This window comes from Aeromicrobium sp. (genome assembly GCF_036676885.1).
In the GTDB taxonomy this organism is placed as follows: domain Bacteria; phylum Actinomycetota; class Actinomycetes; order Propionibacteriales; family Nocardioidaceae; genus Aeromicrobium.
The window spans coordinates 1-14,808 of the sequence record NZ_JAKFCB010000030.1; the positions used below are offsets into that span (position 1 = coordinate 1).

Sequence of the window (14,808 nt, forward strand, 5' to 3'; positions counted from 1 at the left end):
GAGCCGCCCGTCGTCGCGATGTTCATCTTCTACTACGCGGTGCTCTCGGAGGTCTCGCCGCCGACTGCTCTCGCGGCCGTCGCCTCGGCCGCCATCACCGGCGGCAGGATCATCCCGACCATGATGCAGGCCTGCAAGTACACGCTTCCGGCCTTCCTCGCCCCACTCGCGTTCATCATGACCGACAACGGGAAGGCCCTCGTGGCGCAAGGGCCCCTCGTCGACGTCCTCTGGACGACAGCGGTCAGCGCGTTCGCGGTCGCCGCGCTCGCCGTCGCCACCACTGGATGGATGTTCGGGCCTGCAGGCCGTGCCGAACGCGGCCTCGCCGTCGCCGCCGCGCTGCTGCTGCTCTACCTCGAGCCGGTCTCGATCATCGCCGGGTTCGTCGTACTCGGCATCGCCCTCACGATCCATCTCGCCCGCCGCAAGACCACACCCACCCTGCAGTCCCCACTAGAAGGAGTTCGTCAGGTATGAAAGCACCCAGGAAATCCACTCTGTTCACGTCAGCGGTCCTCGTGTCCGCCTTGGCTCTCACCGCCTGCGGGGGTGGCCAGCGCGACAACGCTGCGGGCTCCGACGCCGACGCGTCCAGCTGCGAGTCCGGATCGGGCCAGATCAGCATCGCCACCGGCAACTCGACCGGCGTCTACTACGTCGTCGGCGGCGGCCTCGCCAAGATCATCGGCGACAAGACCGACCTGAAGGCCACCGCCGCCGAGACGGGAGCCTCGGTCCAGAACATCGAGCAGCTCGTGTCGGGTGACTACGACGTCGCATTCTCCCTCGCGGACACCGCCGCCGACGCGGTCGAGGGCAAGAGCTCCTTCACCTCGAAGCAGAACGTGTCCGCGCTGGGTCGCATCTACTCCAACTACACCCAGGTCGTGGTGCGCAAGGACTCCGGCATCACGTCGATCGCCGACTTCAAGGGCAAGCGGATCTCGACCGGGTCCCCCAAGTCAGGCACCGAGGTCATCGCCGAACGCCTGATTGACGCGGCCGGCCTGAAGAAGGGCGATGTCTCCCAGCAGCGCCTCGACCTGACCAAGACGATCGACGGCATGAAGGACGGCTCGATCGACGGATTCGTGTGGTCGGGCGGCCTGCCCACCCCGGCGCTGACCGATCTGTTCACGTCCAGTCGCGGCAAGGTCGAGTTCGTCGACACCATGGCCCTCCTGCCCGACCTGCAGAAGATCAGCCCGGTCTACGAGAAGGCGACCATCCCGGCCGCGACCTACAAGACCGACGCCGACCTGGACGTCATCGCCGTTCCCAATGTCCTGCTGGTCAGCGATGACATGCCCGACAACCAGGCGTGTGCCCTGGCCAAGGTCACCTTCGACAGCAAGGACGAGCTCAGCACGGTCCACCCCTCGGGTGCCGAGATCGATCCCGCCAACGCCCTGGACTCAGGTCCCATCCCGATCCACCCGGGCGCGAAGAAGGCCATCGACGAGCTGGTGAAGTAGCACCGAGTCGAACAACGGCGCCAGGCGATCTGCCCTCGGGGGGTGGATCGCCTGGCGCCTTTCGGTGGTCTGGGTCAGCTCACGACCTCAAGGCGTCCAGGTGATGGCGTCCTTCGTCGAGCCGGTCTGGAGGGCGACGGACTGCAGAGCCTTGCCCTTGGGAACCAGGTAGACCAGGCACAGCTTGGCGGTGGCACCGGGCAGGAAGCTCTTGGGCAGCGTCGAGTTGCGGCACGGCTTGAACGTGCCGACGATCTGGTTGGCCGGGAGGTTGGTGTTGCTGGAGTCGTGCGCGAAGATCGGCAGCGCGGCGCCGCCCAGACCGGCTGGGCCCTCGTTCTTGACCGTGACGTCGACGTAGAACGGCGTCGATGCCTTGGTCTCTTCGTCGAGGGAGAAGAACGTGAAGTCCCGCTTGATCGAGCCCTTGCGCACCGACGAGACGGTCACCGTGATCGCGCTGGCTGCCTTGTCGCCAACCTGGTAGACCACGCTGGCCGGCTTGTCCTCGGTCAGCTTCGTCCCGCCCTTCGTCAGGGTGACGCCCTTGGGCACGTCGAACCCCTTGGGGACCGGCACCTCGTCGGACTTCTTGTCGTCCGACGAGGACGAGCAACCGGCAGCGAGCGCGAGTGCCGCGACGCCCGCGACGATCCTGGTAGAGAACACGTGCCGATTGTCGCTCACGGGCGGATCAGCAGCCCGGCAGACGCGCCGCGAGCCACGACGTCACCTGGTCGAGCGCGATGCGCTCCTGCACCATCGAGTCGCGTTCACGGATCGTGACGGCCTGGTCGTCGAGGGTCTCGAAGTCGACCGTGATGCAGTACGGCGTGCCGATCTCGTCCTGCCGGCGGTAGCGCTTGCCGATCGCCTGCGCGTCGTCGAACTCGACGTTCCAGAACCCACGGAGCTCGGCGGCCAGCGCCCGCGCCTTGGGCGACAGCTCCTCGTTGCGCGACAGCGGCAGCACCGCGGCCTTGACCGGCGCGAGGCGCGGGTCGAGCTTGAGGACGGTGCGCGGGTCGGTGCCGCCCTTGGCGTTGGGCACCTCCTCCACGACGTACGCGTCGATCAGGAAGGCCATCATCGAGCGGTTGACGCCCGCTGCGGGCTCGATGACGTACGGCGTCCAGCGCTCGTTGTTGGGCTGGTCGAAGTACGTCAGGTCCTTGCCGGAGTGCTCGCTGTGCGTCTTGAGGTCGAAGTCCGTGCGGTTGGCGATGCCTTCGAGCTCGCCCCACGTCGAGCCGGCGAACTCGAAGCGGTACTCGATGTCGACCGTGCGCTTGGAGTAGTGCGAGAGCTTGTCCTGCGGGTGCTCGAACAGCCGCAGGTTGTCGGCCTTGATGCCCAGGCCGGTGTACCAGTCCATGCGCGTCTTGATCCAGGTCTCGTGCCACTCCTCGTCCGTGCCGGGCTCGACGAAGAACTCCATCTCCATCTGCTCGAACTCGCGGGTGCGGAAGATGAAGTTGCCCGGCGTGATCTCGTTGCGGAAGCTCTTGCCGATCTGGCCGATGCCGAACGGGGGCTTCTTGCGCGCGGTCGTCATGACCTGCGTGAAGTTGACGAAGATGCCCTGCGCGGTCTCGGGCCGCAGGTAGTGCAGGCCCTCCTCGGACTCGACCGGGCCGAGGAACGTCTTGAGCAGGCCGTTGAACATCCGCGGCTCGGTCCACTCGCCGCGGGTGCCGCAGTTGGGGCACGCGATGAGATCCATCGTGACGGTGTCGGGGTCGTCGATGCTCTTCTTCTCGGCGTACGACTCCTGGAGGTGGTCCTGGCGGAAGCGGTTGTGGCAGCTCCGGCACTCGACGAGCGGGTCGACGAACGCGGCGAGGTGGCCGGAGGCCTTCCAGACGTCGGTCGGCAGGATCACCGACGAGTCGAGGCCCACGACGTCGTCGCGGCTCTGCACCATCGACCGCCACCACTGACGCTTGATGTTGTCCTTGAGCTCGACGCCCAGCGGACCGTAGTCCCAGGCGGACTTGGTGCCGCCGTAGATCTCCCCGCACTGGTAGACGAAGCCGCGGCGCTTGCTGAGGCTGATGACGTTGTCGACGGTCGATGCCATGGGGGTGTTTCCAATCCGGCTGGGTGTCGGCGGGCCTGTGCACCTCATCGTGATGACGTACGCCCGAGGGTCCGCCCCACTTTAGTCGGCGACCGATTCACCCCCGGCGGCGGGCGGGAGCGCGCGAATTAACGCATTTGTCACGGGAATCCCTTGACGACGAGTTTGTTAGTACGCTTTATTAACTATGTGACCCAGATCAATCAGGCCCGTACGCGCAGCACCGCAGGTCGTCGGCCCATCGGCAAGGTACGCCCCGCCGACACCCGCCGGCATCACCGCGCGCTGATCCTCCAGCAGCTCGTCGACGACGGCGCCCGCAGCCGCGCCGACCTCGCCCGCGAGACGTCGCTGACCCGCGTCACGATCTCCGATCTCGTCGCCGAGCTCATCGAGGAGGGCTTCGTCAGCGAGCTCGGCACCCGGCCCGGCACCCACATGGGCAAGCCCGCGACGCTCGTCGGGATGTCGGACACGGCGCCGGTCACGATCGCCCTCGACCTGTCCGCCGACGGCCAGCTCTCTGGTGCCGTCGTCGACCTGGACGGTCACATCCTGGCGCGCGAACAGGTCCCGTTCGTCCGCGGCGACGACCTCACGGTGATCTCCGACCTGGCGGCCCGCCTGCGCGACGCCACGACCCGGCGCATCCTCGGTGTCGGTATCGGCACCCCCGGCATCGTCGACGCGGCCGGCACGGTCGTCCTCGCGCCCAACCTGGGCTGGACCGACCTCGACCTCGCCGGCGAGCTCTCGGCGGCGATCGGGCTCCCGGTCCACGCCGGCAACGACGCGAACGTCGCCGCGGTCGCCGAGAGCGCGTTCGGCGACGGCGACGACGGCGGGTTGCTCCTGCTCACGATCGGACAGGGCGTCGGCGGCGGCGTCATGATCGACGGACGCGCGCTCTCCGGTCCCCTGCAGTCGGCCGGCGAGATCGGACACGTCGTGGTCGATCCCGAGGGCCGGCAGTGCGCCTGCGGCAACCGCGGCTGCCTCGAGACCTTCCTCGCCGCCCCGGCGCTGCGCCGGCTCGACAGCGACGCCGCCCGCGCTGACGTCGGCACGAAGCTCGCCTCCGTGCTGACACCCGTCGTCACGACCCTCGGGATCGCCGACGTCGTGCTCTACGGCCCGGCCGAGCTGCTCGAGGGCGCCCTGATCGACGCCGTACGCAGCGCGCTCGCGCACCAGACCCTTCCGTTCGTCGCCCAGCGAGTCCAGATCCGCCTGGCCCCGCTCGACGACGACCTCGTGCTCACCGGCGCGGCAGCGCTCGTGCGCTATCGCGAGCTAGGGGTGGTGTGACCTGCCGACACGGCCCGACAGACGAACTCCACGACGTACGACCAGGAACGATTCGAAAGAGGACAAACGCATGAAGCTCACCAAGATCGCGGCAGCCGGGGTGGCATCCGCCCTCGCCCTGACCGCACTCGCCGCCTGCGGTGGCAGCGACGGCGACGAGGCAGAGGGCGGGTCCGACACCGTGACCCTGTGGCTCGCCGGCAAGGAGGACACCCCCAAGAAGGTGGAGGACTGGCTCGTCAAGGAGTTCGCCGCGCAGCACGAGGGCAAGAGCCTCAAGGTCCAGCACATCGAGTGGGGCGAGCTCATCCCCCGCCTCAACACGGCGCTGCAGAGCGACAAGACGCCCGACGTCGTCGAGGTCGGCAACACGCAGGCCGCGACGTTCACGAGCGTCGGCGCGTTCACGGACCTCACCGACAAGCTCGACGAGCTCGGCGACACGATCGGTCCCAAGAGCTTCGTCGAGGCCGGCACGTACGACGGCAAGGTCTCGGCCGTCCCCTACTACTGGGGCTCGCGCTACATCTTCTACAGCAAGAAGGCGTTCAAGGACGCCGGCCTCGAGGTGCCGACGACGCTCGCCGACTTCAACCAGGCCGCGACCCAGCTCAAGGCCGAGGGCGACGCCAAGTTCTCCGGCTTCTGGCTGCCGGGCCAGGACTGGCGCAACGGGATCAGCTGGATCTTCGCCAACGGCGGCGACATCGCCACGCAGGAGGACGGCAAGTGGGTCGCCACCCTGTCGTCGCCCGAGAGCGTCAAGGGCCTGACCGAGCTCCAGGGGCTGTACGAGAAGGCGACCACCGCACCCAAGGACGGCAAGGACGCCGAGCCGTGGACCGCGTTCAACAACGGCGAGGCCGCGATGTTCATGGCGCCGAGCTGGGCGCGCTGGAGCGTCGACGAGAAGCGGGCGGCCGACCTCGGCGGCTTCGCGCTTCCCGGCGTCGACGGTGGCGCCGCTCCCGTGTTCGCCGGCGGCTCGAACCTCGGCATCTCGGCCAAGTCCAAGAACCAGGACCTGTCGTTCGACCTGCTCAAGCTGATCTACAGCGACGAGTTCCAGCAGCAGCTGGCCCAGAACGGCCTCGGCCCGGCCAACGACTCGTTCACCAACCTGATGGGTGACGACGAGTTCGCCAAGGCGGCCGTCGCGGCGGCGAGCAACTCCAAGCTGACCCCGGCCTCGCCGGAATGGGCGGCGGTCGAGAGCGCCAGCATCATGGAGGAGTTCTTCGGCAAGATCGCCAGTGGCGAGGACGTCGCATCGGCGGCCAAGGCCACTGACGACAAGCTCAACGCAGCACTCAACAAGTAATCGCAATCGCGACAGGGTGGGGCCTGCGGGCTGACCGCAGGCCCCACTCCGCGCGCCACGACGACCTGAAAGGCAAGGAGGGATCACATGAGCAGCACCCGCCTGAGGCGCCGGGCCGGATCGTACGCCCTCCTCGTCCCGGCGATCCTCGTGCTCGTCATCGGCATGGCATACCCGCTGGGCCGGCAGCTCGTGCTGTCGTTCCACGAGTTCGGGCGCGCCCAGCAGTTCGGCCAGCCCGCGCCATGGGTCGGGCTCGACAACTATCGCGAGCTCGTCACCGACCGCACGATGTGGACCGTCATCGCCCGTTCGCTGGCGTTCTGCCTGGTCAATGCCTCGATCACGATGGTCCTCGGCACCCTCGTCGCGGTGCTGATGAAGCGGGTGTCCACCGCGCCGCGACTGATCCTCCAGGTCAGCATGCTGCTGGCCTGGGCCATGCCGGTCATCGCTGCCATGACGGCCTGGCAGTGGCTGTTCGACACCCGGTACGGCCTGGTCAACTGGTCGCTGCGCACGCTCGGCTTCGGCAGCTTCGACGGCCACAACTGGCTCATCGACCCGTTGTCGTTCTTCTTCGTCGCGAGCGTCATCATCATCTGGATGAGCGTCCCGTTCGTCGCCTTCACGGCGTACGCGGCGCTGACCCAGGTGTCGGAGGAGACGCTCGAGGCGAGCCATCTCGACGGCGCCACCGCGATCCAACGGTTCCGCCACATCGTCTATCCGACGATCAAGCCCGTCCTGACGATCGTGATGCTCCTGCAGCTCGTGTGGGACCTGAGGGTCTTCGCCCAGATCAACTTCCTGCAGAACGTCGGCGGCACCCCGAGCGAGACACACCTGCTCGGCACCTACATCTACACGCTGGGCATCGGGCAGAACGACTACGGCTCCGCGTCAGCGCTGGCCATGTTCGTCCTGGTGCTGACGCTCGCCCTGACCTTCCGCTACGTGCGGTCCCTGCTCAAGGAGGAACCCCGATGAACGCCAGAGCCCGTACGTGGGGCGTCGTCGCGATCGTCATCGCCGTCATCTGGGCGTTCCCGGTCTACTGGATCTTCAACAGCGCGTTCCAGCCCGTCGAGGCGCTCCGCTCCCCCGACCCGTCGTTCCTGCCGGACTTCAACGCCTCGGGGTTCGGCCGGGTGTTCGACGACTCGTTCGTCGACTCGCTCAGGCTCAGCCTGACCGTGACGCTGCTCGCGATCATCGCTGCGGTGTTCTGCGGCTTCGTCGCCGCTGTGGCGATCTCCCGCTTCCGCTTCCGCGGCCGGCGCTCGTTCATCTTCACGGTGCTGGCGGTCCAGATGATCCCACCGGAAGCGCTGTTCATCTCCCAGTACAAGATGCTCAACGAGTGGGGACTGCTCAACAGCGTCGTCGGGCTCGGCCTGCTCTACACCGCCCTGATCCTGCCGTTCACGGTCTGGATGCTGCGGGGCTTCGTCGACGGCATCCCGATCGACCTCGAGGAGGCCGCGATGACGGACGGGTGCAGCCGCACGCGGGCGTTCTTCACGATCACGTTCCCGCTGCTCGCGCCCGGGCTCGTCGCGAGCAGCGTCTACGGCTTCCTGCAGGCGTGGAACGAGTACACACTCGCCGTCGTCGTCATGGACCCGTCCAACCGGACGCTGCCGCTGTGGCTCAAGGGCCTGACCGACGTGTCCAACGAGGCGGTCGACTGGCCTGCCGTCATGGCCGGGGCGACGCTCGTCGCGACGCCGGTCATCATCTTGTTCATGATCGTGCAGAACCGCATGACCTCGGGCATGGTCGGCGGGGCGGTCAAGGGATGAGCGCGGTGCGACGACTGGCGTACGGCGTGATGCTCGGCGCCTTCAGCGGCCCCGAGGTGCCGGAGTGGCTCTCCCAGGCGTACGCCCGGGGTCTCGCCGGGGTGTGCCTGTACGGCAACAACATGACCCCGTCCGCCGACCTCGCCGACCTCGCCCGGGACGTACGCCGCATCGACACCACCGCGGTTCTCGCGCTGGACGAGGAGGGTGGCGACGTGACGCGGCTCCACGCACGTACCGGCAGCCCCTACCCCGGCAACGCAGCCCTGGGGGCGTACGACGACGTCACGGTGACTCGCGCGATTGCGGCCGGCATCGGCGCCGAGCTGGCCCGCGCCGGGGTCTGGCTCGACCTCGCGCCCAGCGCCGACATCAACAGCAATCCGCGCAACCCGGTCATCGGGACGCGCAGCTTCGGTGCCGATCCGGCGCTCGTCGCCCGGCACACCGCGGCGTACGTCTCGGGGCTCGCGTCCCAGGGCATCGCGGCGTCGGTCAAGCACTTCCCCGGTCACGGCGACACCAGCGCCGACTCGCACCTCGGGCTCCCCCGCGTCACCGCCGGCGCCGACATGCTCCGCGCGCGTGAGCTCGTGCCGTTCGCCGCGGTGGTCGGCGAGGCCGCCACGATCATGACGTCGCACGTGGTGCTGGACGCCTTCGACGACCAGGAGCCGGCAACCCTCAGCCGGGCGGTGCTCACCGGCCTCCTCCGCGACGAGCTCGGCTTCGGCGGCGTCATCGTGACCGACGCGCTCGACATGGCCGGCGCCAGCGCGGTCCACGGCATCGGCGGCGCGGCCGTGCTCTCGCTCGCGGCCGGGGCCGACCTGCTGTGCCTCGGGCCAGAACAGACCGAGTCGCCGACCTCGATCGAGGAGGCCGTCGACGCGGTGCGCAGCGCGGTCGAGTCCGGAGACCTGCCGCTGGCCCGGCTCACCGAGGCGGCGAGGCGGGTCGAGGCGCTGCGGGAGAGCTGGAGCGGCGTCGCGGTCCGCGAAGACGCGCAGGAGGTCATCGACGCGGCCAGGGAGGCGTCCGCACGCGTTGCCGCCGCGCTGACCGCCGGGGCGCCGGACCTCGGCGGGCCGGCGACCGTCGTCCGCATCGACACCGGCACCAACCTCGCCGTCGGCGACACCGCATGGGGCCGGCTCGACCTCGGCGCCGACCTCATCGACCTGACCGCCGACGACGTCCCGCACACCTCTGTGCTCGACGGCGCTGTCGCGATCGTCGTCCGACGCGCCACCGCCGTCCCCGTCGTCTGGGACTGGATCCAGCGCCAGCTCGCCGGCAATCCGCGCACAGTCCTCGTCGAGCTCGGCTGGCCCGACCCGGCACTCGATACGTATGACCGCGTCGTGCGTACGTACGGGTCCGCCGCCGTGCTCACCGATGCGCTGGCCACCACGATGCGGGGTGACCGATGAAGCTCCGCCTGGGCCTCGACATCGGGGGCACGACGGTTCACGGCATCGCCGTCACCGCCGAGGAACCGCACGACCTCGTCCGCGAGGCCACCCATCCGACCCGCAAGGGCGCCGAGGGCGTGGTCGGCAGCGCTCTCGACATGGTCGCAGCGCTGCGCTCCGGGCTCCCGGCAGATGCCGAGGTCCTCAGCATCGGGCTCGGCGTGCCGGGCATCGTGCACGCCGGCGCCGTCACGCATGCGATCAACCTGGGCCTCGACGGTGACCCCCTGGACCTCGCCGGGGCGGTCTCGGCGGGCGCCGACGGCATACCGACCGCCGTCGAGAACGACGTCAAGGCGGCAACCCTCGGCGGACTCCAGTGGCTCCGCGACCAGGGCTCCGACATCGACGACCTCGCGCTGCTCAACGTCGGCACCGGCATCGCCGCCGGACTGCTGCTCGACGGCCGCCTGCGTCACGGCTCGCGAGGCATGGCCGGGGAGATCGGTCATCTCGTGCACGACCCGACCGGTCCGCTCTGCCCCTGCGGGCGGCGCGGCTGCCTCGAGCTCTACGCGTCGGGCAGTGGCGTACGCCGGCAGTGGGCCGGCACCGCTGCCGAGCTGTTCGAGGCCGCCGACAGTGGCAACCTCGATGCGGCCCGGATCCGCGACGAGCTCACCTCCGGCATCGCGCAGGCCATCAGCCTGCTGGCCTACAGCGTCGACGTCAGCTGTGTGCTGGTGACCGGCGGCGTCGTCTCGGCGACGCCTGCCCTGCGCAACGCGATCCTCGCCGAGCTCCGCAACGCCGAGAGCACGTCCTTGGGCCGCCTCGCCGGCATCGCTGAGCGCGTACGGTGGTTGCCGGCCGGGCATCCCGCCGGCGCATTGGGTGCCGCGCTGCTCGGCGCGGAAGACGAGGAGGTTCGTCCGTGGAGGTCGTGATCGTTGAGGACCGGGACGCCGCAGGTGCCCTGGTCGCCGACATCGTCGTCACGCACGTCCGCCCCGGCGCGGTCCTTGGCCTGGCGACCGGCTCGTCACCTCTGCCGGCCTATCGGGAGCTGATCCGTCGCCACCGCGAGGAGTCGCTGAGCCTGGCCGGGTGCCGGGCATTCCTGCTCGACGAGTACGTCGGGCTGCCGCGCACCCACCCGGAGTCGTACCACTCGGTCATCCGTCGTGAGTTCACCGACGGAGTCGACCTGGAGCAGGTCGAAGGCCCGAACGGCGAGGCCCAGGACATCCCGGCGGAGGCCGCGCGCTACGAGGCGGCGATCGCCGAGGCCGGCGGCGTCGACGTGCAGCTGCTCGGCATCGGCACGGACGGCCACCTCGGCTTCAACGAGCCCGGCTCGTCGCTCGCCTCACGCACCCGGGTCAAGACCCTGACGCGCCAGACCCGCGCCGACAACGCGCGGTTCTTCGACTCGATCGACGAGGTCCCCCGGCACGTCATCACCCAAGGTCTCGGCACGATCCTCGACGCCCGGCACCTCGTGCTCATCGCCACGGGCGAGGGCAAGGCCGCCGCCGTCGCGGCCGCCGTCGAGGGGCCGGTGTCGGCGTTCTGCCCCGCGTCGATCCTGCAGCTGCACCCGCGCGCCACCGTGGTCGTGGACGAGGCCGCCGCAGCCGGGCTGCAGCTCGCCGACTACTACCGCGAGGCGTGGGACAACAAGCCCGACTGGCAGCGCTTCTGAACGTGACAGTGGGGGCGCCTCGTACGAGGCACCCCCACCAGTCACGACAAGATCAGCCGAGTCGGCGGCCCGAGTCCGTCGCGAAGATGTGCACGCCCGCCGGGTCGTCGGGCGCGAGGAAGATCGTCTCGCCCTTGGCCGGCGGCTTGCGCCAGTCGGCGCGCGCCACGATGGTCCGCTCCGTGCCGCCGACGTTCGCGCGGCCGTAGACGTACGCGTCGGCGCCCAGCTCCTCGACGACATCGACCTCGAGCTTGAGGCCGCTGTCGCTGACGACGAGGTTCTCCGGTCGGATGCCCAGCGTCACGGCCGCGGCGTGGGCGTCGGCGAGGGTGTCGCGGGCGACCGGCACGACGAGGTCACCGAAGCTCACCCCGCCGTCGACGACGGGCAGCTCCATCAGGTTCATGCTCGGCGAGCCCATGAAGCCGGCGACGAACAGGTTGGCCGGGCGGTCGTACATCTCGCGCGGTGCGGCGCACTGCTGCAGGAGGCCGTCCTTGAGCACCGCGACGCGGTCACCCATCGTCATGGCCTCGACCTGGTCGTGCGTGACGTAGACCGTCGTCGTGCCGAGCCGGCGCTGCAGCTGGGCGATCTGCGTACGCGTCTGGACGCGCAGCTTGGCGTCGAGGTTGGACAGCGGCTCGTCCATCAGGAACACGCGGGGTGAGCGCACGATCGCGCGCCCCATCGCGACGCGCTGGCGCTGACCACCGGACAGCGCCTTGGGCTTGCGGTCGAGGTAGTCCGTGATGTCGAGCATCGCGGCCGCCTCGGCGACCCGCTTGCTGATGTCCGCCTTGTTGGCTCCGGCGATCTTGAGCGCGAAGCCCATGTTCTCGGCGACCGTCATGTGCGGGTAGAGCGCGTAGTTCTGGAAGACCATCGCGATGTCGCGGGCCTTGGGCGGCAGGTCGGTGACGTCCTGCTCGCCGATGAGCAGGCGTCCCTCGTCGACTTCCTCGAGCCCCGCCAACATGCGCAGGGAGGTGGACTTGCCGCAGCCGGAGGGACCGACGAGTACGAGAAACTCGCCGTCCTCGACATGGAGGTCGAGCTCGTTGACTGCTGGGCGTTCCTGACCCGGAAAGACTCGGGTGGCTTTTTCGAACGTGACTGATGACATGCTGATGTTTCCCTTCACCGGCAGGTACGTGCCGGACGATCCGAGTGATGGGTGATGTGGTGGTGCCCGCTCATCGTACAGTGAGCCACGTCACGTTCCGGCACCGTCCCCTCATTTGACAACGATTCCCAACTACTTGAGAATCGTTCTCATGAAGAAGCCCTTCGCCCTGCTCGGCGCGCTGCCACTCGTACTCCTCCTTGCCGCGTGTGGCAGCTCCGCGAACAGAGGTGACGACACGACCAGCGTGGTCGCGTCGTTCTATCCGTTCGCGTTCGTCGCCGAGCAGGTCGGGGGCACTCACGTCGACGTCGAGAACCTGACCTCCCCCGGTGCCGAGCCGCACGACCTCGAGCTCAAGCCCAAGCAGGTCGGCGACGTGCAGAACGCCGACCTCGTGGTCTTCCAGCAGCACTTCCAGGCCGCTGTCGACGAGGCCGTCAAGCAGGCCGACCGGCCGGCCAAGGACACGATCGACGTCGCTTCCGTCGTCAGGCTCAAGCCGCTCCAGGAGGGCGCCGAGGATGGTCACGACCACGGCGAGGAGGGTCACGAGGAGGAGGAAGATCCCCACGTCTGGCTCGATCCGCAGAACATGGTCGAGATCACCAAGAGCATCGAGGCCAGGCTCTCGGCGGTGGACCCGGACCACGCGTCTGACTACGCTGCCAACGCCACGAAGCTCATCTCCGAGCTCGAGACGCTGGGCACCGAGTTCGAGACCGGGCTCGAGACCTGCCGTACGCGCACGATCGTCACGAGCCACGCCGCATTCCAGTACCTCGCCGCCCGATACGACCTGACCCAGGTGCCGATCGCCGGCCTCGACCCGGCCAACGAGCCGTCGCCTTCGCAGCTCGCCGACATCACGAACCTCGTCCGCAAGGACAAGATCACCACGATCTTCACCGAGGAGCTCGTGAGCCCCGCGATCGCCGACACGATCGCCAAGGAGACTGGCGCGAAGACCGCTACGCTCGATCCCATCGAGGGTCTGTCCGACGCGACCAAGGGCCAGACGTACCTGACGCTCATGCACAAGAACCTCGAGACCCTGAGAGAGGCAAACTCCTGTACATGAGCACTGACCCGCAACAGCCGCTGAAAGCACGCGGCGTGAGCGTGGCACTCGATGGTCGACCTGTCCTGCGACAGGTCGACCTCGACGTGTCGGCGGGTGAGTTCGTCGCCTTGTTGGGCGCCAACGGCTCGGGCAAGTCGACGTTCGTGCGGGCGGCCACCGGGCTGATCCCGATGAGCGCCGGCACGGTCGAGCTGTTCGGCACTCCGCTCGACCGGTTCCACGACCGGCACCGCATCGGGTACGTGCCCCAGCGCTCGCGTGCCGTCGCCGGCGTCCCCGCGACTGTCCACGAGGTCGTGATGAGCGGCCGGCTCGCCCACCGCAGGTTCTGGGGCTGGAGCACCAAGGCTGATGCCGCGGCCGTCGATGCCGCGATCTCGCGCGTGGGACTGCCGGACCGGACGCGCTCGTCGCTCAGTGAGCTCTCCGGCGGCCAGCAGCAACGCGTGCTCATCGCCCGGGCCCTGGCCTCCGAGGCCGAGCTGCTCATCATGGACGAGCCCACCGCAGGCGTCGACCACGACAACCAGGAGTCCCTCGCGGAGCTGCTCGGCGGCCTCGTGCACGAGGGCTCGTCGGTGCTCCTGGTGGCTCACGAGCTGGGCCCCCTGCGTCCCCTGATCGATCGCGCGATCGTGCTCCACGCCGGCGAGGTCGCGTACGAAGGCAGCGTCGAGGGGCTCATCGGCGAGGACCACGCCCACGTGCACACGCACGGTGTGCCACCGACTCCCGAGGGCCTGACCGGCGAGGGGGTCTGGCGATGATCGAATTACTTGACTACGAGTTCATGCGGCGCGCGCTGGTCGCCGCGGTGTTCACCGGGCTGGCTGCGCCCGCGATCGGCACATTCCTCGTCCAGCGCCGGCTCGCACTGCTCGGCGACGGCATCGGGCACGTCGCGCTGACCGGCGTCGCGATCGGGCTGATCGCCAACATCGCACCGGTCCTGACCGCCGTCATCGTCGCGGTGATCGGTGCGGTGGTGATCGAGCTGCTGCGCATGTACGGCCGCACGAGCGGCGACGTCGCCCTCGCGATGCTGTTCTACGGCGGCATCTCCGGCGGTGTCCTGCTGACCAACCTCGCCGGGGACAGCGCAGCCACACTCAACAGCTACCTGTTCGGCTCGATCGCGACGATCGACAACGGCGATCTCACGCTCGTGGCGATCCTCGCGGTGCTCGTCATCGGCCTGGCCGTCGGTCTCTCGCCACAGCTGTTCGCGGTGTGCCAGGACGAGGAGCACGCGCAGGTCAGCGGGGTGCCGGTGCGCGTCTACAGCATCCTCATCGCGGTGCTCGCCGCCGTGACCATCACCGTCGCGATGCGGACCGTCGGACTACTGCTCGTGTCGGCCCTGATGGTCGTGCCCGTCGCCGCCGCGCAACAGCTGACCCGCAGCTTCCGCACGACACATCTCGCCGCAATGGCGATCGGCCTGTTCGCCGCCATCGGCGGCGTCGTGTCGAGCTATGAGATC

Annotated in this window: 14 protein-coding genes and 1 pseudogene; 12 read left to right on the plus strand and 3 right to left on the minus strand. The window is 68.9% G+C overall.

Translation table 11 applies throughout. From position 1 onward, the window contains the following. Both V6M46_RS01645 and V6M46_RS01650 read left to right on the plus strand, forming a co-directional pair. A pseudogene (locus tag V6M46_RS01645) lies at positions 1–480 on the plus strand (C4-dicarboxylate ABC transporter permease); the annotation flags it as partial. After that, the gene (locus V6M46_RS01650; protein ID WP_332661973.1) at positions 477–1,478 is read left to right on the plus strand and encodes a TAXI family TRAP transporter solute-binding subunit; all 1,002 of its coding nucleotides are present in this window, start codon (positions 477–479) and stop codon (positions 1,476–1,478) included. The pseudogene V6M46_RS01645 and the gene V6M46_RS01650, both read left to right, overlap by 4 nt. Positions 1,479–1,565: 87 nt before the next feature. Here the strand turns inward: V6M46_RS01650 and V6M46_RS01655 are convergent, their stop codons facing one another. Continuing rightward, positions 1,566–2,147, minus strand: a complete 582-nt coding sequence (locus V6M46_RS01655; RefSeq protein ID WP_332661975.1) for a hypothetical protein — start codon at positions 2,145–2,147, stop codon at positions 1,566–1,568. 25 nt (positions 2,148–2,172) lie between these two features. After that, positions 2,173–3,558 (minus strand): glycine--tRNA ligase, encoded by a 1,386-nt coding sequence (locus V6M46_RS01660; protein ID WP_332661978.1) that lies wholly within the window; start codon positions 3,556–3,558, stop codon positions 2,173–2,175. A gap of 189 nt (positions 3,559–3,747) precedes the next feature. On the opposite strand from V6M46_RS01660, the gene V6M46_RS01665 reads away from it, so the two are divergent. From V6M46_RS01665 to nagB, 7 genes are all read left to right on the plus strand, one after another. Continuing rightward, positions 3,748–4,866 (plus strand): ROK family transcriptional regulator, encoded by a 1,119-nt coding sequence (locus V6M46_RS01665; RefSeq protein ID WP_332661979.1) that lies wholly within the window; start codon positions 3,748–3,750, stop codon positions 4,864–4,866. A gap of 70 nt (positions 4,867–4,936) precedes the next feature. After that, positions 4,937–6,187 (plus strand): extracellular solute-binding protein, encoded by a 1,251-nt coding sequence (locus V6M46_RS01670; protein WP_332661981.1) that lies wholly within the window; start codon positions 4,937–4,939, stop codon positions 6,185–6,187. 87 nt (positions 6,188–6,274) lie between these two features. Continuing rightward, entirely contained in the window at positions 6,275–7,177 is a 903-nt protein-coding gene (locus tag V6M46_RS01675; RefSeq protein ID WP_332661982.1) for a carbohydrate ABC transporter permease, read from the plus strand. Next, entirely contained in the window at positions 7,174–7,992 is an 819-nt protein-coding gene (locus V6M46_RS01680; protein WP_332661983.1) for a carbohydrate ABC transporter permease, read from the plus strand. The genes V6M46_RS01675 and V6M46_RS01680 overlap by 4 nt, the downstream gene beginning before the upstream one ends. After that, positions 7,989–9,425, plus strand: a complete 1,437-nt coding sequence (locus V6M46_RS01685) for a glycoside hydrolase family 3 protein (protein ID WP_332661985.1) — start codon at positions 7,989–7,991, stop codon at positions 9,423–9,425. The genes V6M46_RS01680 and V6M46_RS01685 overlap by 4 nt, the downstream gene beginning before the upstream one ends. Further along, positions 9,422–10,354 carry an ROK family protein gene (locus V6M46_RS01690; protein ID WP_332661986.1) on the plus strand — a complete coding sequence of 311 codons (933 nt, stop codon included), beginning with the start codon at positions 9,422–9,424 and terminating at the stop codon, positions 10,352–10,354. Before V6M46_RS01685 ends, V6M46_RS01690 begins: the two co-directional genes overlap by 4 nt. After that, on the plus strand, positions 10,342–11,112 hold the full coding sequence (gene nagB / locus V6M46_RS01695; RefSeq protein WP_332661988.1) for a glucosamine-6-phosphate deaminase: 771 nt from the start codon (positions 10,342–10,344) through the stop codon (positions 11,110–11,112). The genes V6M46_RS01690 and nagB overlap by 13 nt, the downstream gene beginning before the upstream one ends. A 52-nt stretch (positions 11,113–11,164) precedes the next feature. Here nagB and V6M46_RS01700 read toward each other — a convergent pair whose 3' ends face one another. Beyond that, positions 11,165–12,241, minus strand: coding sequence for an ABC transporter ATP-binding protein (locus tag V6M46_RS01700; protein ID WP_332661989.1), 1,077 nt, complete (start codon positions 12,239–12,241; stop codon positions 11,165–11,167). Between the two features lie 151 nt (positions 12,242–12,392). Between V6M46_RS01700 and V6M46_RS01705 the strand changes: the two genes are divergently transcribed. The 3 genes from V6M46_RS01705 to V6M46_RS01715 form a co-directional block, all read left to right on the plus strand. Then, entirely contained in the window at positions 12,393–13,322 is a 930-nt protein-coding gene (locus V6M46_RS01705; protein ID WP_332661991.1) for a metal ABC transporter substrate-binding protein, read from the plus strand. Next, complete coding sequence (locus V6M46_RS01710; RefSeq protein WP_332661993.1) at positions 13,319–14,092, plus strand: metal ABC transporter ATP-binding protein; 774 nt, start codon at positions 13,319–13,321, stop codon at positions 14,090–14,092. Before V6M46_RS01705 ends, V6M46_RS01710 begins: the two co-directional genes overlap by 4 nt. Further along, positions 14,089–14,808: metal ABC transporter permease (locus tag V6M46_RS01715; protein ID WP_332661994.1), on the plus strand; the 720-nt coding region annotated here is incomplete at its 3' end. The genes V6M46_RS01710 and V6M46_RS01715, both read left to right, overlap by 4 nt.